Here is a 20,101-nt window from a genome sequence, read left to right on the forward strand (position 1 = left end):
CGGCCGGGTGCCCGCGAGGCCGGCACCTGCCGGAACATCGCTCTCCCGCGCTCAGCGGCCGACGTCGGCCCCGTCCGTCACGAGCCGGCTCGTGAAGCCCGCTCGGCGCAGCCGTTCATAGGCGGCGGCCACCTCGCCGGGAACCGGATCGGCGGCCATGAAGCCCTGGGCCGGATAGATCAGCAGGCGCTGCAATGTGCCGACCAGCATGTCGATGACCAGGCGGTCGTCCTGGATGGAGGCCAGGTACTCCTCGAACGTGATCGGGTCCGACGCGCTCACGAACTCGACGCCCGGCCACAGCTTGCGCGCCGTGGCATAGGCGCGCCGTTCCTCGTACGGCTTGCTGATCAGCAGCACGGACGAGACGTCCACGCCGGCCTCTTCGAGCAGCGCTCGGGAGAAGCGGATGTTCTCGCCCGTGTTGCGAGCGCGCGGTTCGACAAGTACCGCGCTGCCGGGGACGCCGAGTTCGAGTGCCCGCTCCCGGTAGTGCACGGCCTCACCGCGCGGCATACGCGCACGTGTGGTGCGGCTGGTGGCGCCGGTGAAGACGATGAGGCGCGTCATGCCGCGCCGGTAGAGGCTCACGGCCGCATCGGCGACCCCGAGGTCATGACTCCCGAGGCCGACCGCCACCGAGCAGGGGCGCGGATCGTGGTGCATCAGGTGGTGGTCCCACAATCGTCGGGCATCCGACCACACCTGCGTGGAGATCACTGTGACTCGCTTTCGGTTCGCCCCGAGCCCCGGCCTCTACCTCAGCCGATGTCCGTCGTGCGCGCGCACGGGAGGTGCGGTGCTGTCGAGCGCGTCGAGTACGCGCACGGCGTACGCCTCGGCCATTCGGCTCCGGACTTCCTCGCGAGTGAACCAGCGAACCTCGGACGTCTCGGCCGAGGTCTGCTCCTCGCCTCCGACCGGACGGCACAGGAAGACCAGCGCCACGATCGCGCGCTCCATGTTCTTGTATACGCCGCTCAGGCGCACGGGGTCGACCTTCACCCCGGTCTCCTCCAGCACCTCGCGGCAGACGCCGTCCTCCGGCCGCTCGTCGAGCTCCAACACGCCACCCGGAGCCTCCCACGCTCCGTTGTCGGCCCGGCGGATCACCAGCACGCGGCCGTCCTCGCGGACGACGACGCCGGCTACGGAGACCGAGTGAAGCGACATGCGGATACCTTCCTGGGTAGCGTACTTATGTAGAGGAGCATAGGAGGGAAGGAACAACATGGCGACCACGGCTCCCAGTGACTCCGGCAAGCCCCGGTACCTGCAGATTGCCGACGATCTGGCGCAGCAGATCAGGGCCGGGACGATGGCGCCAGGGGACAAGGTGCCCAGTGAATCAGTGCTGATGGCCCGTTACGCGGTTTCGCAGGGAACGGCGCGCAAGGCGGTAGCCGAACTGCGGCCGATGGGTCTGATCGATACGCATCACGGCAAGGGCTCGTTCGTGAAGAGTCAGCCGCCAGTGCTTCGTAAGTCCTCGGACCGCTTCCGACGTTCGCACCGCAGGGCGGGTAAAGCCGCATACCTTGCCGAAGCCGAACAGGCGGGTAAAGCCCCTGCGGTAGCGGTTCTCTTCATCGGCCCAGTGAAAGCGCCCAGTGACATCTCGGAACGGCTGGGCCTGCCCCCGGGGAGTCAGGTCCTTGCGCGCCGCCGTCTGTATCTCAGTGACGGAACGCCCACGGAGGTGGCGATCTCCTATCTGCCGTGGGACCTCGCGAAGGACATTCCGGAACTGTTCGCGGAGAACACTGGCGGCGGTGGCATCTATGCGCGACTTGAGGACCACGGTCACACGTTGATGGAGTTCACCGAGACCGTGCGTGCCCGCCTTGCCACCAAAGAGGAGACTGTGGCGCTGAGTCTGAGCCCTGGTTCGCCTGTCCTCCACCTCACCCGAAGCGCTCAGGCGGCGTCGGGTCGCGTCGTCGAGGTGTGCGACACGGTCATGGCGGCAGATCAGTTTGTACTCGACTACCGCATTCCGGCCGGAGAGTGACGGGCGGTCAATGACCCAGGCCGCGCGAAGGCCTGGCCGCTACCCCGCTTGACTCATGTGCAGGAGTTGGGCATCCTTGAAGACGTAACTCATGTACATGAGTAAAGGAGCTGCGGACATGCGCCCGATCGATATGAGCGATAGCGATCCGGCAGTCGTCGTCCACACAGGGGCTGCTGGCGCCTGACGCCCGAGTCCGTTCCTCGGCTGTACACCCCACTGACGACAGTGCTCGTGGAGCGCGTACTTCACGGGCTGAAAGGGATGGGCGAATGACAAGCGGCAGCAAGGGGCGGAGGGCTCTGTCCCGACTGACGAACGAGTTCGGTACGGACGGTGTCCTCGTCATTCCGAAGTCCGATATCGAGGCGGAAGGCGCTGACCTCGTGCCCGGCGCCGCGCTTCGCTGGCCGCCGTGTGAGTGCGGGCACTCGCTGTGCCCCGACTACGTGGCTCCGGAGAGCGAGGTGTGAAGGTTCAGCCGGGTCTGCCGGGCCTCGGGGGCCGGGCGGGCCCGGCCCCCGAGGCCATTCCTCCCGCCCCCCCCGTCAGGCCGGCAGCCCCAGTTCCCGCGCGATCAGCATCCGCTGTACCTCGCTCGTGCCCTCGCCGATCTCCAGGATCTTGGAGTCGCGCCACATCCGGGCCACCGGGTACTCGTTCATGAAGCCGTAGCCGCCGTGGATCTGGGTCGCCTCGCGGGCGTTGTCCACCGCCACGGTCGAGGAGTACAGCTTCGCGATCGCCGCCTCCTTCTTGAACGGCTCGTCCGCCAGCAGCCGTGAGGCCGCGTCGCGCCAGCCGATGCGGGCCATGTGCGCCCGCGTCTCCATGTCCGCGATCTTGAACTGGATCGCCTGGTTGGCGCCGATCGGCTTGCCGAAGGCGTGGCGCTCGGCGGCGTACTTCACCGACTCGTCCACGCAGCCCTGCGCGAGGCCCGTGGACAGGGCCGCGATGGCGATCCGGCCCTCGTCCAGGATGCGCAGGAACTGCGCGTAGCCGCGGCCCTCCTCGCCCAGCAGGTTCTCCAGCGGGACGCGGACGTCGGTGAAGGACAGCTCGCGGGTGTCCGAGGCGTTCCAGCCGACCTTGGAGTACGGGGCGGCGACCGTGAAGCCGGGGGTGCCGGAGGGCACGATGATCGAGGAGATGCGCGGGGCGCCGTTCTCCTTGCGGCCGGTCACCGCGGTGACCGTCACCAACTCGGTGATGTCCGTACCGGAGTTGGTGATGAAGCACTTGGAGCCGTTGATCACCCACTCGCCGCTCGCCTCGTCGCGCACGGCCGTCGTCCGGGTGCCGCCCGCGTCCGAACCGGCGTCCGGCTCGGTCAGGCCGAACGCGCCGAGCGCCTCGCCCGAGCAGAGCCTCGGCAGCCACCGCCGCTTCTGCTCCTCGGTGCCGAAGCGGAACACCGGCATCGCGCCGAGCGAGACCCCGGCCTCCAGGGTGATCGCCACCGACGAGTCGACCCGTGCCAGCTCCTCCAGCGCGATACCGAGGGCGAGGTAGTCGCCGCCCATCCCGCCGTACTCCTCCGGGAACGGCAGCCCGAACAGGCCCATCCGCCCCATCTCCCGCACGATCTCGTACGGGAACTCATGGCGCTCGTAGAAGTCGCCGATCTTCGGTGCGACCACGTCGTGCGCGAACTCCTCGACGGTACGGCGCAGTTGCTCGTGCTCGGCGGTCAGCCGGTGGTCCAGGGACATCGGGGGATCACTGCTCCTTGTGGGAGAGGGCGCGGACGGTGCGGGACGGGCTGGGCCGGCCCAGTTGTTCGGCGAGCCACACGCTGGTGGCGGTGAGCGCGTCGAGGTCGACCCCGGTTTCGACGCCGAGGCCGTCGAGCATCCACACGAGATCCTCGGTGGCGAGATTTCCGGTCGCGCTCTTCGCGTACGGGCAGCCGCCGAGGCCGCCCGCGGAGGCGTCCACGGTGGTGACGCCGTGCTGGAGGGCGGCCAGGGTGTTGGACAGGGCCTGTCCGTACGTGTCGTGGAAGTGCACCCCGATCGTGTCGGTGGGCACCCCCGACTCGTTCAGCGCGGACAGCAGCGCCCGTACGTGGCCCGGCGTGGCGACGCCGATGGTGTCGCCGAGCGAGAGTTCGTCGCAGCCGAGGTCCATCAGCGCCCTGGCCACCCGGACGACCTGGGCGACGGGGACGGCCCCCTCCCACGGGTCTCCGAAGCACATCGACAGGTACCCGCGCACATGCACCCTGTCCGCCTTGGCGCGGGCCACGACCGGCTCGAACATGGCGAGCGACTCGTCGACGGTGCGGTTGAGATTGCGGGCCGCGAACGTCTCCGTGGCGGAGCCGAAGACGGCGATCCGGCGGGCCCCGAGCGCCAGGGCCCGGTCCAGGCCCCGTTCGTTCGGCACCAGGACCGGGAGCGCCACGTCGCCCACGTCCCCTATGTCACCGAGCAGCGGGAACAGCTGCTCGGCGTCGGCCAGTTGGGGCACCCACTTGGGGTGGACGAAGCTCGTCGCCTCGATCGTGGAGAGCCCGGCGACGGCGAGCCGGCGGATGAACTCCGCCTTCACCCCGGTCGGCACGACCGTCTTCTCGTTCTGGAGTCCGTCGCGGGCGCCGACCTCGTGGATTCGGATCCGGGCCGGCAGGTCGGGCGCGGCCACGGTCATCGGCAGGGTGCGGGTGGTCGTCATGCTTCCTCCCCGGCGGCGGCCACGGGGGTGACCACGGCCAGTACCTGGTCCATGGCGACCGTGGTCCCGGCGGTGACGTCGAGTTCGGTGACGGTGCCGGCGTGCGGGGCGGAGATGACGTGCTCCATCTTCATCGCCTCCACCACCAGCAGGCTCTGCCCGGCCACCACTTCGTCTCCGACGGCCACCTTCACCACCGTGACGGTGCCGGGCATGGGTGCGGCGAGGGTGTCCGCCCCGGAGCGGGCGCCGCCGGTCAGCGACGCCTCCACCGGGTCGTGGTCCCGGACGTGCCAGGTGTCGCCGTCCCGGCCGAGCCAGCGGCCCTCCGGGGACGCGGCGTGGGCGAATGTGTGGGTGACACCGGCCAGTTCCAGGGTGACGCGGTGTCCGTCCGCCGCGATGAGCCGGGCCGTCTCGGCGCTGCCGGGCAGCGGGCCCAGCGGTCCGCAGGTGCCCGAGTCGGGGGCCGGTGGCCGTGCGCCCTCGCCGACGTGGCCGAAGGTCAGCTCGGTGCCCGTGCCGCACGGACGCAGGCCCACCTGGACCGGGTCGTGGCCGGGGATGTGGAAGTGCCGCAGCGTCCGGGCCGGGGTGCCGCCCAGGCGCCAGCCGTCACCGGCCGAGAACGGGTCGGCCCAGGCCCGCGGGCCGGCCGCGGCGGGGGAGTGCTGCCGCAGCAGCGCGGCGGCCGCGTACACCTCCTCCGGCACCCCGTCCGGCACCAGCGCGTCCACCTCGCGCTCCACCAGGCCGGTGTCGAGATCGCCCGCCACCACGGCCGGGTGGCCCAGGAGCCGGCGCAGGAAGCCCGCGTTCGTCGGGACGCCCAGGACCACCGTGTCCGCGAGCGCCGCCCGCAGCCGGCGCAGGGCCGTCGCCCGGTCGGGGCCGTACGCGATCACCTTCGACAGCATCGGGTCGTACAGGCTGCCGACCTCGCCGCCCTCACTCAGCCCCGAGTCCGTCCGCACCCCGCCGCCCCGCGGCTCGTGCAGCGCCAGCACGGTGCCGCCCGAGGGCAGGAAGCCGCGCGCCGGGTCCTCGGCGCAGATCCGGGCCTCGACGGCGTGCCCGGTGAGCGTGATGTCGTTCTGTTCGTACGGGAGTTGCTCACCGGCCGCGACGCGTAGCTGCCACTCCACCAGGTCGAGGCCGGTGACCAGCTCGGTCACCGGGTGCTCCACCTGGAGGCGGGTGTTCATCTCCATGAAGTAGTACGAGGACGGGTCGTTGCCCGGGACGATGAACTCCACCGTGCCCGCGCCGACGTACCCGCAGGAGCGGGCGGCCTGCACGGCCGCCTCCCCCATCGCCGCCCGCGTCTCCCCGTCGAGCAGGACGGACGGCGCCTCCTCGATGATCTTCTGGTGGCGGCGCTGGAGCGAGCACTCGCGCTCGCCGAGGTGCACCACGTTGCCGTGCCCGTCCGCCAGCACCTGGATCTCGATGTGGCGCGGCCGGTCGATCCACCGCTCCACGAGCAGGGTGTCGTCGCCGAAGGAGGCGCGCGCCTCGCGCCGGGCCGCCGCGATCTCGTCCGCGAGGAGCGCCTCGTCACGGACCAGCCGCATGCCCTTGCCGCCGCCGCCCGCCGAGGGCTTCAGCAGCACCGGCATGCCGATCTCGTTCGCCGCGTCGGCCAGTTGGCCGTCGGTCAGGTCGCTTCCGGTGGAGCCGGGTACGACCGGGACGCCGGCCGCGGCGACCGTCTCCTTGGCCCTGATCTTGTCGCCCATCAGCGCGATGGCGGCGGCGGGCGGGCCGATGAAGACCAGACCCGCTTCCGCGCACGCCTGGGCGAAGCCCGCGTTCTCGGCGAGGAAGCCGTAGCCGGGGTGGACGGCCTGCGTGCCCGTGCGGCGGGCCGCCTCCAGCAGCCGGTCCGCCGAGAGATAGCTCTCGGACGCCGGGGCGGGGCCGATCCGTACCGCCGTATCGGCCTCCCGGACATGCCGGGCGTCCGCGTCCGCGTCGCTGAAGACGGCGACCGAGCGCACCCCCAGCTCGCGCAGGGTCCGGATGACCCGGACCGCGATCTCGCCGCGGTTGGCGACGAGAACGGTGTCGAACATCGTCATGTGTTCCTCACATCCGGAAGACGCCGAAACCGGCATCGCCCAACGGGGCGTTGGCGCAGGCGGTCAGGGCGAGCCCCAGCACCTGCCGGGTCTCCATCGGGTCGATCACGCCGTCGTCCCAGAGCCGGGCGGTGGCGTAGTACGCGTTGCCCTGGGTCTCGTACTGCTCGCGGATCGGGGCCTTGAAGGACTCCTCGTCCTCGGCGCTCCAGTCGTCGCCCAGCTGGTCGCGCTTGACCGTGGCGAGGACGGACGCGGCCTGCTCGCCGCCCATGACGGAGATCTTGGCGTTGGGCCACATCCACAGGAAGCGGGGGCTGTAGGCCCGGCCGCACATCGAGTAGTTGCCCGCGCCGTAGGACCCGCCGACCACCACGGTCAGCTTCGGCACCCGGGTGCAGGCGACGGCGGTGACCATCTTGGCGCCGTGCTTGGCGATGCCGCCGGCCTCGTAGTCGCGGCCCACCATGAATCCGGAGATGTTCTGGAGGAAGACCAGCGGGATGCCGCGCTGGTCGCACAGCTCGATGAAGTGCGCGCCCTTCTGGGCGGACTCGGAGAACAGGATGCCGTTGTTGGCGACGATCCCGACCGGGTGGCCGTGGATGTGCGCGAAGCCGGTGATCAGCGTCGTCCCGTACTCGGCCTTGAACTCCGCGAAGCGCGAACCGTCGACGACCCGGGCGATCACCTCGCGTACGTCGTACGGGGTGCGGGAGTCGACGGGCACGGCCCCGTACAGACCGGCGGGATCGACCGCCGGCTCGTCGGCCGGCCGCACGGACCAGGGCAGCGCGCCCCGGTCCGGGAGGGTGGCCACGATGTCGCGTACGATCCGCAGCGCGTGCGCGTCGTCCTCGGCGAGGTGGTCGGTGACCCCGGACGTACGGGAGTGGACCTCGCCGCCGCCCAGCTCCTCGGCCGTCACGACCTCACCGGTCGCGGCCTTCACCAGCGGCGGCCCGCCCAGGAAGATCGTCCCCTGGTTCCGGACGATCACGGCCTCGTCGCTCATCGCGGGGACGTACGCCCCGCCGGCCGTGCAGGACCCGAGGACCGCCGCGATCTGCGGGATGCCGGCCCCTGACATCCGGGCCTGGTTGTAGAAGATCCGCCCGAAGTGCTCCCGGTCGGGGAACACCTCGTCCTGCATCGGCAGGAAGGCGCCGCCCGAGTCCACCAGGTACAGGCAGGGGAGCCGGTTCTCCAGCGCCACCTCCTGGGCCCGCAGGTGCTTCTTCACGGTCATCGGGTAGTACGTGCCGCCCTTGACCGTGGCGTCATTGGCGACGATCACGCACTCCCGGCCGCTGACCCGCCCGATCCCGGCGATCACCCCGGCGGCCGGTGCCGATCCCCCGTACAGCCCCTCGGCCGCCAGCGGGGCCAGCTCCAGGAAGGGGGAGCCCGGATCGAGCAGGGTGTCCACCCGCTCCCTGGGCAGCAGCTTGCCGCGCGCCACATGCCGGGCGCGGGCCTTCTCACCCCCGCCGAGCCTGGCCGTGGCGAGCCGCTTGCGCAGCTCGTCGGTGAGCGCGTGATGCGCCGCCTCGTTGGCCTGCCAGGCCTCGGAGGCGGGATCGGCCGCGCTCGCCAGCACCGGTGCCTGCTGCATCCTGTCGAGCCCCCTTGCCCGTACCGCGGTGTTAGTGATCGTTAACGTCACTACAGGTTAACGAGCGCTAACCCCCCTGTCTAGAATGACTGGTCATGAGCACCCATGCCGCCGCCCGCGTCGCGGCTCCCACCCGCCGTGAGCAGATCCTCAAGGAGGCCGCGCGCCTCTTCGCCGAGCGCGGCTTCCACGGCGTCGGCGTCGACGAGATAGGCGCCGCCGTCGGTATCAGCGGCCCCGGCCTCTACCGCCACTTCCCCGGCAAGGACGCGATGCTCGCCGAGCTGCTGGTCGGCATCAGCGAGCGGCTGCTGGCCGGCGGGGAGCTGCGCGTGTCCGAGGACGCGGCCTCCCGCGGCGGGTCACGGGAAGCACTCCTGGACGCGCTCATCGAGGGCCACATCGACTTCGCCCTCGACGACCGCCCCCTGATCACCCTGCACGACCGGGAGCTGGACCGCCTGCGGGACACCGACCGCAAGCGGGTGCGCCGGCTCCAGCGGCAGTACGTCGAGGTGTGGGTCGGCGTCGTCCGCGACCTCTACCCGGATCTCCCCGAACACGAGGCGCGCGCCGCGGTGCACGCCGTCTTCGGCCTGCTGAACTCCACCCCGCACCTGGGCCGCCCCGGCGCCCTGCCCGACCGCACGGACACGGCGGCGCTGCTGCACCGGCTGGCCCGGGGCGCGTTCGACGCGGCGGGCGGCGCGCGGCCGTCGCCGGACGGTATTCCGGAATAGGCCGCCGGAAAGCACACCCCGGACCACCGGGTGTGAATCCGTACAGACTTTTCCCCGCGACTCCCTTTCGCCTGAGTTGTTTCGGCAGGGTGCGGACATAGGCTTCGGGACGGTCGCGTCCGCGCCTGATGGGGAATTGAATGAAAAGCTGCCAGGTATCGATCGTCGTCCCTTGCTATAACGAGGACGAGGCCGTCAAGGTGTTTCACCGCGCGCTGGTCGCCGCCCTCGAACCCACTGGGAAGAGCTTCGAGGTCTGCTATGTCGACGACGGCAGCGAAGATCTCACCCGTGCCGAACTGATCCACCTGGCCGCCGTCGACGAACGGGTCCGGTACACCGCCTTCAGCCGCAATTTCGGCAAGGAGGCCGCCATGCTCGCCGGACTCCGTATGTCCCGCGGGGATTTTGTGGTGCTCATGGACGCCGATCTCCAGCACCCGCCCGAACTCCTGCCCCGGATGATGGAGTTGAGCGGGCACGGATACGACCAGGTGATCGCCCGGCGCGACCGCGAGGGCGAGGGCGCCCTGCGTTCGTTCGCCAGCCGCTCCTACTACCGCGCCATGGGGCACTTCATGGACGTGTCGGTGGTCGACGGCGAGGGCGACTTCCGGCTGCTGTCCCGCCGCGCGGTGGACAGTGTGCTCGCGCTCCCCGAGTCCAACCGGTTCTCCAAGGGGATCTTCTCCTGGATCGGCTTCGACACCACCAGCTTCACCTACCACAACGCCCAGCGGGTGGCGGGGCGCTCGAAGTGGGGCGGCAGGCGGCTGCTCAACTACGGCATCGACGGGCTGATCTCCTTCAACAACCGCCCCCTGCGGCTGGCCGTCTACGCCGGCCTCCTGCTGGCCCTGGCGGCGATGGGGTACGCCCTGTGGATCATCGTGGAGGTGGCGCGCAACGGAGTGGGGGTGCCCGGCTACACCACCCTGCTCACCGCCGTCGTGGCGCTCGGCGGGATCCAGCTGGCCACGCTCGGAATCGTCGGTGAATACGTCGGCCGCATCTACTGCGAGACGAAGAACCGCCCCCACTACCTGATCCGGGAAACCAGCGAGCGGCCCGCTCCCGCCACACCCGCCGCACCCGAGATGCCGTTACGGGTGAGGGGCGGCGGCGCGAGTGCCTTTGGATCGGGCCGTTCCCGGACCGTGCGCCAATTCATCACCTTCGCCATGATCGGGGTCGTCAATACGGCGGTCTATCTGTCCGTGTACGCGACGCTCAACCACTGGATTCCGTATCTGAGCGCCCACGTCATCGGCTACTGCGTCAGCATTGTCGGCTCCTTCCTGCTCAATTCCTACATCACCTGCCGGACCAGTCCGACCTGGCGGGCCTTCGTCCGCTTTCCGCTGTCGAGCCTCGTCAATCTCGTCCTGTCCGGGGTGCTGCTCTATGTCGGCGTGAGCCATCTGGGCATGGGAAAGAACATCGCCGCGCTCACCGCCGGAATTCTCGCCACCCCGTTCTCCTTCCTGCTCGCCCGGTGGGCGATCACCTCCGGTGCGGCCGTGTCCCGGCAACCGGAACCGCTGGCCGACTCCCGGGCCGGCCGCTCCGGCGACTGACCTCCCACGGCACCGGCACGGCACACGTACACAACGGCACCGCACGAAGGGAACCGGCACCTCCATGAGCGCGGAAGCATCGGGAACAGCGGACACCCCGCCCGGGGCGGGGAACGCGTCCCACCGGCCGGACGGCGTACGGGCCCCGAGATCCCGCATCCCGCTCTGGGCGGCCGTCCTCACCGTGTTCCCGCTCGCCCTGCTGGGCGCGTCCTTCTGGATCGGGCGGCTGGTGCGGCCGGGCGGCGACGACTGGTGCTTCCTGCCCGTACTGCGGGACGAAGGCGTCTCCGGCATGATCGGGAAGTTCTACCTGCACGACAACGGGCGCATCGCCAACGCGCTGATGGTCGCGCTCTACGGGGCCGGGGGCGTGGCGGGCCAGCAGTGGTACGCCACGGTCAGCGGGCTGCTGATCCTGGCCGTGGTGTGGGCGCTGGTCCCGGCCGCGCTGCGCGGCGCCGGGCGGACCGCGCCGCGCGGAGTGCCGCTGCTCGTCGCGTCGATGACCGTGGTGGTGTTCTTCTTCGCCACCCCCAACACGTACAAGACGTTCTACTGGCCGGCCTCCTCCGTCTCGCACACCGTCGCCCCGGCCCTGGCCGCCGCCGCGGTGATCCCGCTGCTGCGGGCCCGGTCGCGGCGCGGGCGGATCCTCACGCTGTGCGTCGCCGTCGTGGCCGGGCTCTTCGTCGGGACCCTCTCGGAAGGGACCGCGATCGTGTCGGGCGTCCTGCTCTGCACGGCCCTGCTGCTCAGCCTCCGGTCGCGGCCGGGCCCCGCCCGCGACCGCACCCGCCTGTGGTGCGGCGTCGCGCTGGCCGCCGTGGTGGCGGGGATGATCATCATCTACACCTCGCCGGGGTCCCGCGACCGCCGTCAGCGGTTCCGCACCGGCGCCACGTCAATCGCCGACACCGGGTCGCTGGCCGACGCGCTGGGGACCTTCGGCGACATCCTGGGGACCGTCCTCACCACCTGGACCTACCTCGGCGCACTCGCCGTCGGCGTCCTGCTCGGCCTGCTGCTGCGCGGGGGCGACCCGGCCGGCGACGGACCGCTGCGCGGCCGGCCGCTCCTCCCGGCCCTGGCCGCGGTGGCGGCGTTCCTGGTGTCCGGATACCTCTGCACCCTCGTCACCCTCCCCGCCTTCGAGCACAACATGATGACGTATGGCACCCGCACCTGGAACGACTACCTGTTCCTGTTCGTGCTGCTGCTCGTCGCACTCGGCGCCCTGCTCGGTGACGCCCTGCGCGTCCGGGGGCGGGGCACCGCCGCCGTTCCCCTCGTCACGGGAACGGCGGCGGTGCTCTGCGCGGCGGTCTGCGTGGGGCTGGCCGTGCCGCTGACCGGCCTCGCGCACGACATGGGCGTACGGGCCCGGCACTGGGACCGCCAGGACCGGCTGCTGCGCAAGGAGGTGGCCCGGGGCGCCGAGGTCCTGCCGTACGTACCGGCCTCGGTGGGGCAGATGCGCGACCCCTTCGGCCACCACGGCCGCAGTATCTGGCCGGCCCCCTGCACGGCGCAGTACTACCACCTGAAGCGGATCACCTACGCGACCCGGCCGGCTCCCGGACCGACACGCTGACCTCCGCCACCCGCATCGGGTGACCCGGCTCCGTCGCGGGGCCCGGCGTGGCGCCGTCGGCGGCCGGCAGCGCGCCGCCCACCGCCACGTTCAGGATCAGGAACTGTCCCTGCTTCACCGCCCGGTCCCAGGTGGCCGCGTCCATGCCGGACGCCTTCACCCGGTGGAACACCCGGCCGTCCAGATACCAGCGGACCTCCTCGGCGCCGGGCGCGGTGTCGACCTCCACGGCGTACGAGTGGAACGCGCCGCGACAGCCGGAGCACTTCTGCCGGGGCGAGGTGAGCCCCACCGGCTCCTGGCAGGGACCGCCGTCCAGGGTGCCGCAGTGCATGGTGGCGAAGACGGCGTCCCGGCCGTTGACGGACTCCATCACGTCGAGTTCACCGGTGGCCGGCCACCCCGTGTACCCGTCGCGCAGCTCGGCGCCCATGGTCCAGAAGGCCGGCCAGTAGCCGGCCGCCGCCGCACCCGTGACGTCCGGCAGGGCGATCGACGCCTCGATCCGCAGGACGCCGCCGGGCGGCGGGGCGAAGTCGGAGCGCCGGGACTCGATACGGCCCGAGTACCACCGCCCCTCGCGCCGGGTGGGCACGATCTCCAGCGCCCCCTTCCCGTCGAGGCGGACGTTGTCCGTGGAGTCCGTCATCGTCTCGATCTCCCCGGTGCCCCACCGCGGGGCCGGGCAGCCCGGATAGCAGGTGCCGCGGTCGTACCGCCACCGGGAGGCGGCCGGGCGGCTGCCCGCGGGGCCGTCGAAGTCCTCGTGCAGCAGCCGGGTCCAGCCGTCCGCCGCCGGTGCGCCCGTCCGCATGAGTAGCCGTTCGAGCCGGGGCGCCAGCACCACGGCCGCGACATCGGTCAGATGGGCGTCGTCCCGGTAGAGCAGGATCCGGTCCAGGACCGCCGGGCAGGTGGGCCCGGCGGCCGGGCACAGCACCGAGTTCACCTCCACGGTCCGCACCCCGGGCAGCGCGCCGGCCGCCGCCTTCCGCGCCAGCGGATCGGGCCACCGCGCCTCCTCCCGGCCGAAGGCGCAGGCCTCCGGGTCCGTGAGGTGCCCGGAGACGCACGCCGGGACGTCGGTCCCCGGCACCGGAGTGTCCTCGATGTAGACCACCGGCACCCCGAGCGCGCGCAGCGGCTTCAGGGTCTTCTCCCAGCCCCTGAGCAGCAGTTTCTGGTCATCGGTGTAGCGGTTCAGGGAGCCGATCACGATCAGCTCGGGCTTCGGCCCCTTGCGCAGCCGGGCCAGGCTGTCGGCCCGCCAGCTGTCGCACTCGTGGTACGTGCGCCCCAACTGCGGGTTCACCACCGACAGTTCGGGGAGCGGGCAGCCCTGCTTCACCAGCTCCTGGAGGGCCCAGCCGCGCTTGGCCGCGAGGGAGAGCAACGGCGAGAACCACTGCCCGGCGTGCGAGTCGCCGAGCAGGACGACCCGGTGCGGGCTGTCCACCGCCCCGAACAGGCAGGGCGGGCTGCTCGTCACCGGCGGCGCCACCTCGCACGCCCCGTCCGGCGGGAAGCTCTCGCGGGCCTGCACGGGGCTCGGCACCACGGGGCCACCGGCGGGCGGCGCACCGGTCCGCGTCAGCAGCGAGGGGCCGTCGGCCGCCCCCGGCGGCAGCCCCTTCGCGTCCACCGGGGCTGCCGGGCCCAGCAGATGCAGCGTGGTGGTGCCCACCACCAGCGCCAGGGCCACCGGCACGACCACCGCCGCGAGCCCCAACGACAGGCCCCGCCTGGGCAGTTCGGAGAGCGTACGGCTGTGCCGCAGCGGCCGTTCCACCCAGCGCGCGGTCGCCAGGGCGGGCAGCACCGAGGCCAGCGTCAGCGCCGTTCTCGCGGGCCAGCCGAGGGCGCCGAAGCGGGCCTCGGCCAGGACGAGCACCGGCCAGTGCCAGAGGTACAGGGTGTACGAGAGCCTGCCGACCGCCCCGGGAGCCCGCATCGACAGCAGCCGCCCCACCCCGTACCTGGTCGGCCCGGCCGCCCCGTCCGGGCGCCGTCCGGGTGTCCCGGCCAGGATGACCGCGGCCGTGGCCAGGGTCGGGACGAGCGCCGCGTATCCGGGGTACGGCGTCGAGGCGTCGTACCGCAGCACGCACCACACGAGCGCCGCCGCCCCCGCCCAGCCGCACAGCAGTCGCAGCGGGCGCGGCCCGCGCAGCAGATGCCACGGCAGCAGGGCCAGCAGCGCGCCGACGCCGAACTGCCAGACGCGCGAAGGCGTTCCGAGGTACGCCAGCGAGACGGAGTCGCCTGTCCAGCGCAGCGAGAGGGCGAAGGTGCCGAGCGTCAGCAGGGCGGTGAGGGCGAGCGCCGCCGGCCGCAGCGCACGCCCCCGGCGCGCCGAACGTGCGGCGAGGACCGCGAGCACGGCGAGCAGCGGGGCCCAGCACAGATAGAACTGCTCCTCCACCGCCAGCGACCAGAAGTGCAGCAGCGGGCTCTCGTCCTGCCCGGCGGCCAGATAGTCGGTCTGCTGCTGGACGAAACGCCAGTTGGCGACGGACAGGGCCGACGCCACGACGTCGTTCTCCAGATCCGTGCGGCGCAGCGGGACGGTCAGCCAGGCCCCGGCGACCGCGACCGCGACCAGCACCACGGCGGCCGAGGGCAGCAGCCGGCGGGCCCGGCGGGCGAAGAACTCGCCCAGCCGGATCCGGCCGGTGGTGACGGCCTCCCGCACCAGCAGTCCGGTGATCAGGTAGCCGGATATGACGAAGAAGACGTCCACGCCGACGAACCCGCCGGCCAGGGCGGGTACGGACGCGTGGAAGGCGAGGACCGAGAGGACCGCGAACGCGCGCAGCCCCTCGATGTCGGGGCGGAACGCGGACCGGCGGGAACCCGGGGCGCCGGGTCCGGCGCCACCGGACGGTGATCCGGGGGTGGCGCTGCTCCCGGGCCGCGGAGCGGAAGGGGCGAGGGTGGGCATCGTACGAGGGCCTTTCAGCTCAGCCAGGGCAGCATCGGATCGACCCAGCCGGACGCGAGCAGAGCGGTGAGCAGGAGCGTGACCGTCACGGCGAGCGTTTCGGGCCAGCGGCGGGGCAGCACGGAGCGGGTGCGCCGCCGGGCCGGTGCGGGCCGCCGAGGGGCGGCGGCCGGGCGCAGTCCGGTCAACAGGTCCCTGATCAGGGGGACGTTGATCTGGAGCTGCACCAGCAGATAGAGGCCGAGCCCCCAGTTGGGCTCCCAGCCGTTGCGGGCGACGGCCAGGGCGAGTCCGCCCGCCGCCGCGCCGGTGGTGCAGCAGAGCCAGCCGAGCGAGACGAGCACCACGCGCCGCGCCATCGTGCCCGGCTTCCCGCCGCCGGCCCCGGTGGGCACCCACGCCGCGCTGTGGCCGCGCAGGGTGTGCAGGAAGGCGGCTCCGGCGGCCACGCTCATCAGGACGTTGGCCCGGATCACCTCGATCCGCCAGCGGGTCCGGCTGATCCGCGGCAGCAGCACGTGCCACAGCCACAGCGGCGCGAGCAGCGGCAGCACGTGCCAGGGCCGGATCTGATCCGGGTACCAGCACATCATCACCAGCGGCGGCAGCGGGGCCGCGAAGGTGTTCACCACCGTCGTCAGGTAGCCGACGACGCCCTCGTGGAAGCAGAGCCGCATCCGCCAGGGGGCGCCCATCCGCTTGAGGACCGGGGTCCCGATCAGATGCAGATTGCCCATCGCCCAGCGGTACTGCTGGTTGAGGAAGGAGGCGAGGTTGTCCGGCGAGGTGCCCTTGGCCACCAGCACCGGCACGTACAGGGTCCGGAACCCCTGCTCGTACAGGGCGAGTCCGGTGTACAGGTCCTCGCTGTGGTCGAGCCGGGCGAAGCCGCCGGCCAGATCGATGGCGCTGCGCCGGTAGACCGCGTTGCTGCCGCAGCAGATCGCCGCGTCGCTCGCGTCGCGGGACGGCTGGATCCAGCGGAAGAACCACTCCTGGGCCGATCCGGCGGCGCGCTGGATCCACTCCATCGTCTCGTCGGTGTCGAAACACTGCGGGCTCTGCACGATGCCGACGCCCGGGTCGGCCAGGTACGGCACGAGATGGCGCAGGAAGTCGGGCCGGGGCGCGAAGTCCGCGTCCAGGATGGCGATGTACTGAGCGCTGCTCAGGGTGAGCGCGTGATTGAGGTTGCCCGCCTTCTTCAGATGCCCCCGGTCGGGCCGTACGACGTAGCGGTAGCCGAACTCGGCCGCCAGGGCGGCCACTTCGGGGCTGTCCGCGTCATCCAGCACCCAGACGGTCAGCGCGCCGGGCCAGTCCAGGTCCGCGACGGCCCGGTAGGCGTTGTCCAGGACCGGCAGGGGTTCCCCGCAGGTCGGCAGGTAGAGGTCGACGCTCGGCAGTTCGGCCGGGTCCCAGGCGTGCACGAGCACTTCGTGCGAGCGCCGGGTGAGCCGGCGCTGGCGCAGGCTGTTGACCGACGAGAGCGCGAGGGCGACGACGTTCAGGGAGAGCACCGCGAGAAAGGCCCACAGGGCCGGGGTGCGCAGGGCGAAGGTGAACATGGCCGCCGCCGTGAGCACGAAGGCGAACGAGGAGCTGATCAGTACCCAGCGGCGCTGTGGTCCGAAGTACCAGTAGAGCTCTTGGTCGGACGGAGGTTGAGGTAAGTGATGGACGGTCATAAAGCCCCCCACGGCTGTGCATGTCCCGGTATCTGGGGACCCACCCTAGCGCCAAAGGTATAGACCATTCGCCGATGATCGGGGAGTGAGACGTCGGCCGGGCGCGCGGGGAGTGGTCCGGAATTCCTCCGGGAGTGGTCTGGACCTATTTCATGATCCCGTCCGGATGGAGCGGGAAGTTCCAGGTCACACGCGGGTTAACAGTCACCCAACATCCCGAGGAGGCCGTCCCGCGGCTCCGGACCCGCACCACCGGCGGCCTCCGGCCGCCGCTGCGGCGGCATCCGCCCCGCGTTCCCGGGCCCGGAATCGCCGACCGCTTCATACGAACGGCACACAGCGCACACCTGACGGCACAATGGGTTCATGCCGATACCCAGCCGCGCCGCCCTCGTCGAACATCTCGTCCGTACGCGTATAGCCGGAGACGTCGCGACCCCGCGCGACAACAACCTCTCCCACTACCGCAAGCTCGCCAACGGCGACCGCCACTTCTGGCTGGGCCTGGAGCTCGGCGACCGGTGGCGCGACGAGCAGGACGTGCTGGCCGTGATGGCCGAGCGGTGCGGGGTCAGCGACGACCCGGAGCACCGGTTCGGCCAGGACACCATCGACCCCGAGCTGACCGTCGCCGCCCTGGACCGCGCGGCGGCCCGGCTGCGCAAGGCGGCCGACGGCTCCGAGCGGGTGCTGTTCGCCACCGGGCACCCGGGCGGTCTGCTGGACGTCCACCGACAGACGGCGACCGCCCTGGGGGCGGCCGGCTGCGAGATCGTCCGGATCCCGTCCGGGCTGATGGCGGACGAGGGCATGGTCTTCCAGTTCGCGGAGGTCGCCGTGCAGGAGCGCGGCGCGACCCTCTGGCACACCCACTCCCCGGCCCCGATGGCGGCGATCCTGGACGGCCTGGAGCGGGAGGGCCGCCCCATGCCCGACCTGGTCGTCGCCGACCACGGCTGGGCCGGGTGTGCGGCGCAGCGCGGCCTCGACGCCATCGGATACGCGGACTGCAACGACCCCGCGCTGTTCCTGGGGGAGTCCGAGGGAACCCTCCAGGTGGCCGTCCCGCTGGACGACCACGTGCTGGACCCGCGGTTCTACGACCCGATGACGGACTACCTGCTGGACGCGGCCGGACTGCTCTGAGCCGGGGGCGCCGCGACTCCTGCGCGGGGAGGACGGGGCTTCCCGCGCCGCGACGCCCGCGCGGGGAGGACGGGGCCGGGCTTCCTCCTGCGACGCCTCAGGGTTTCCGCGCGTCGTAGGAGGCCTGGCTCCGCTCGATCCCGGGGTTGTTGTCGACGGCCCACTCGGCCAGCTTCACGGCGGGCCCGATCAGGGTGCGTCCCGTCGCGGTGAGCTCGTACTCGACGCGCGGCGGGACCTCGGGGAACGCCGTGCGGGTCACCAGACCGTCGCGCTCCAGGTGCCGGACCGTACGCGTGAGCATCCGCTGCGAGATGCCCGGGATGCGCTGCTGGAGCTCGGTGAAGCGCATCCGCTCGCCGTCGAGGGTGGCCACCACCAGCAGGGTCCACTTGTCGCCGACGCGGTCCAGGATGCCCCGGATCGCCCGGCCGCCGTCGCCGCGGATGAGGCAGGTGCTGCGGTACTTCGACATGGCGCCCCCTGTTCGCAACGCACACCGGTGTGCCTTTTGTAAGCGTCCTCATAGTCACCGACCATGTGGCTACGAACAAGTCGTAACCATGACGGAGGACGCAGATGGAGATCGCTTACTGGATCGTCGCCGGACTCCTGGGGGTCTTCTACCTGTACGCCGGCGGCAAGAAGGCCGTGCAGTCCAAGGAGCGGCTGGCGCCCATGATGGGCTGGGTGGACACGGTTCCGATGCGGCTGGTCCGGGTCATCGGCGCCGTCGAGATCCTCGGTGCCGCCGGCCTCGTACTGCCGCCGCTCACGGGCATCGTGCCCGGCCTCGCGATGGCGGCCGCGATCGGCCTGGCCGTGCTCCAGGTGATGGCGGCGGGCCTGCACCTGTCCCGGGGCGAGGCCCGGGAGACCGGTCTGAACGCCGCGCTCGTCGTACTGGCGGCAGCGGCCGCCGCACTGGCCACGACCTGGTGACCGTGGGGGGGCCGGCCCCCGCTCACCCCACCCTTCGTCCTCACCCTGCCCCTTCATCCCCACCGGGCTCTCCGTCCTCACCGGGCCCTTCGTCCTCACCGGGCCCGGTGAGGGGGTTTCGCCCGGCGGCGCGGGCCCGGCGCCGCTGCTCCAGCCCCGGCGTCGGGTCCAGATAGACCCGCTGGATCGACGGATACCGCTCCCGCAACTGCTGCTCGGCCTCCTCGCAGGCCCACTCGACCTGCTCGGCACTGGCCACGTCCCGGAAGTCGATCTTGGCGGCGATCAGGATCTCGTCCGGCCCCTGGATGAGCGTGGTCAGCTCCAGTACGTCGATGATGTGCGGCACGGTCAGCAGTTCATCCCGCACCCCCTCCCGCATCGACTGCGACACCGGCCGGCCGATCAGCAGCTGGGCGTTGGACCGGCCGAGCACCCAGGCCACGTACACGAGCAGCGCGCCGATCAGGATCGACGCGACACCGTCCCAGACCCCGGAGCCCGACAACTGGCCCCCGAGCAGCCCGCCCGCGGCCAGCAGCAGACCCACCAGCGCCGCCGAGTCCTCCATGACGACGGCCTTGACCGCGGTGTCCGGGGTGTGCCGGAAGTAGCGGGTGGCGGGGGTGTCCAGCCGGACGGCCTCCCGGCGCACCTGCCGCAGCCCGGTACGCAGCGAGTAGCCCTCCAGCAGGAAGGCCACGCCCAGCACGATGTACGAGACGAGCGGATCGCCGAGGTTCTCGCCCTCGACCAGGGTGTGGACGCCGTCGTAGACCGAGAAGACCGCGCCGCCGACGAAGGTGGCGACGGAGGCGAGCATCGCCCAGATGTACCGTTCGGGGCCGTACCCCAGCGGGTGTTCCTCGTCGGCGGGCTTCTCGCTGCGCTTGAGCGCGGTGAGCAGCAGCAGTTCGGTGACGGTGTCGGCGACCGAGTGGGCCGCCTCGGAGAGCATCGCGCTCGATCCGCTGATCAGCCCCGCGACGGCCTTCGCCACGGCGATCCCGAGATTGGCGGCCGCGGCGACGATGACGGTGAACGTGGACTCGCCGCCGGCTGATTTCTCGTCACTCATGATGGCGAG

Annotated in this window: 17 protein-coding genes; 7 read left to right on the forward strand and 10 right to left on the reverse strand. The window is 71.7% G+C overall.

From position 1 onward, the window contains the following. Positions 1-51 precede the first annotated feature (51 nt). Complete coding sequence (locus tag ACZ6S6_RS12515; RefSeq protein ID WP_469705371.1) at positions 52-720, reverse strand: YdcF family protein; 669 nt, start codon at positions 718-720, stop codon at positions 52-54. 36 nt (positions 721-756) lie between these two features. Next, a complete protein-coding gene (locus tag ACZ6S6_RS12520; protein WP_469705373.1) occupies positions 757-1,173 on the reverse strand; it encodes an NUDIX hydrolase in 417 nt (138 codons plus the stop codon). Between the two features lie 58 nt (positions 1,174-1,231). On the opposite strand from ACZ6S6_RS12520, the gene ACZ6S6_RS12525 reads away from it, so the two are divergent. Further along, entirely contained in the window at positions 1,232-2,011 is a 780-nt protein-coding gene (locus tag ACZ6S6_RS12525; protein WP_469705375.1) for a GntR family transcriptional regulator, read from the forward strand. A gap of 272 nt (positions 2,012-2,283) precedes the next feature. After that, positions 2,284-2,484, forward strand: coding sequence for a hypothetical protein (locus tag ACZ6S6_RS12530; protein ID WP_469705377.1), 201 nt, complete (start codon positions 2,284-2,286; stop codon positions 2,482-2,484). A 75-nt stretch (positions 2,485-2,559) separates the two neighbouring features. Here the strand turns inward: ACZ6S6_RS12530 and ACZ6S6_RS12535 are convergent, their stop codons facing one another. The 4 genes from ACZ6S6_RS12535 to ACZ6S6_RS12550 are packed head-to-tail and all read right to left on the reverse strand — an operon-like array spanning position 2,560 to position 8,386. Continuing rightward, positions 2,560-3,726, reverse strand: a complete 1,167-nt coding sequence (locus ACZ6S6_RS12535; RefSeq protein ID WP_469705379.1) for an acyl-CoA dehydrogenase family protein — start codon at positions 3,724-3,726, stop codon at positions 2,560-2,562. Positions 3,727-3,733: 7 nt separating this feature from the next. Beyond that, entirely contained in the window at positions 3,734-4,666 is a 933-nt protein-coding gene (locus tag ACZ6S6_RS12540; RefSeq protein ID WP_469705618.1) for a hydroxymethylglutaryl-CoA lyase, read from the reverse strand. A gap of 20 nt (positions 4,667-4,686) precedes the next feature. Then, the gene (locus ACZ6S6_RS12545; RefSeq protein ID WP_469705621.1) at positions 4,687-6,765 is read right to left on the reverse strand and encodes an acetyl/propionyl/methylcrotonyl-CoA carboxylase subunit alpha; all 2,079 of its coding nucleotides are present in this window, start codon (positions 6,763-6,765) and stop codon (positions 4,687-4,689) included. Between the two features lie 13 nt (positions 6,766-6,778). Continuing rightward, positions 6,779-8,386 carry a carboxyl transferase domain-containing protein gene (locus tag ACZ6S6_RS12550; RefSeq protein ID WP_469705381.1) on the reverse strand — a complete coding sequence of 536 codons (1,608 nt, stop codon included), beginning with the start codon at positions 8,384-8,386 and terminating at the stop codon, positions 6,779-6,781. 95 nt (positions 8,387-8,481) lie between these two features. On the opposite strand from ACZ6S6_RS12550, the gene ACZ6S6_RS12555 reads away from it, so the two are divergent. From ACZ6S6_RS12555 to ACZ6S6_RS12565, 3 genes are all read left to right on the forward strand, one after another. Then, on the forward strand, positions 8,482-9,126 hold the full coding sequence (locus tag ACZ6S6_RS12555; protein ID WP_362959810.1) for an SACE_7040 family transcriptional regulator: 645 nt from the start codon (positions 8,482-8,484) through the stop codon (positions 9,124-9,126). 140 nt (positions 9,127-9,266) lie between these two features. After that, positions 9,267-10,703: a glycosyltransferase gene (locus ACZ6S6_RS12560; protein WP_469705384.1), complete on the forward strand. Its 1,437-nt coding sequence runs from the start codon at positions 9,267-9,269 to the stop codon at positions 10,701-10,703. 64 nt (positions 10,704-10,767) lie between these two features. Continuing rightward, entirely contained in the window at positions 10,768-12,297 is a 1,530-nt protein-coding gene (locus ACZ6S6_RS12565) for a DUF6056 family protein (protein ID WP_469705386.1), read from the forward strand. Here ACZ6S6_RS12565 and ACZ6S6_RS12570 read toward each other — a convergent pair. Next, positions 12,257-15,238, reverse strand: coding sequence for an acyltransferase family protein (locus ACZ6S6_RS12570; RefSeq protein WP_469705388.1), 2,982 nt, complete (start codon positions 15,236-15,238; stop codon positions 12,257-12,259). The two genes, ACZ6S6_RS12565 and ACZ6S6_RS12570, sit on opposite strands and share 41 nt — an antisense overlap. A gap of 14 nt (positions 15,239-15,252) precedes the next feature. Further along, on the reverse strand, positions 15,253-16,926 hold the full coding sequence (locus ACZ6S6_RS12575; RefSeq protein ID WP_469705391.1) for a glycosyltransferase family 2 protein: 1,674 nt from the start codon (positions 16,924-16,926) through the stop codon (positions 15,253-15,255). Between the two features lie 366 nt (positions 16,927-17,292). Here ACZ6S6_RS12575 and ACZ6S6_RS12580 point away from each other — a divergent pair, with 366 nt between their 5' ends. Continuing rightward, positions 17,293-18,072 carry a phosphatase gene (locus ACZ6S6_RS12580; protein WP_362959823.1) on the forward strand — a complete coding sequence of 260 codons (780 nt, stop codon included), beginning with the start codon at positions 17,293-17,295 and terminating at the stop codon, positions 18,070-18,072. 97 nt (positions 18,073-18,169) lie between these two features. Here the strand turns inward: ACZ6S6_RS12580 and ACZ6S6_RS12585 are convergent, their stop codons facing one another. After that, a complete protein-coding gene (locus tag ACZ6S6_RS12585) occupies positions 18,170-18,547 on the reverse strand; it encodes a winged helix-turn-helix transcriptional regulator (RefSeq protein WP_469705393.1) in 378 nt (125 codons plus the stop codon). Positions 18,548-18,651: 104 nt separating this feature from the next. Between ACZ6S6_RS12585 and ACZ6S6_RS12590 the strand changes: the two genes are divergently transcribed. Beyond that, on the forward strand, positions 18,652-19,014 hold the full coding sequence (locus ACZ6S6_RS12590) for a DoxX family protein (protein WP_469705396.1): 363 nt from the start codon (positions 18,652-18,654) through the stop codon (positions 19,012-19,014). A 40-nt stretch (positions 19,015-19,054) separates the two neighbouring features. On the opposite strand, the gene ACZ6S6_RS12595 is transcribed toward ACZ6S6_RS12590, so the two are convergent. Next, entirely contained in the window at positions 19,055-20,092 is a 1,038-nt protein-coding gene (locus ACZ6S6_RS12595) for a cation diffusion facilitator family transporter (protein WP_469705398.1), read from the reverse strand. Positions 20,093-20,101: the final 9 nt, after the last annotated feature.

Source organism: Streptomyces sp. NPDC048671, from assembly GCF_055587045.1.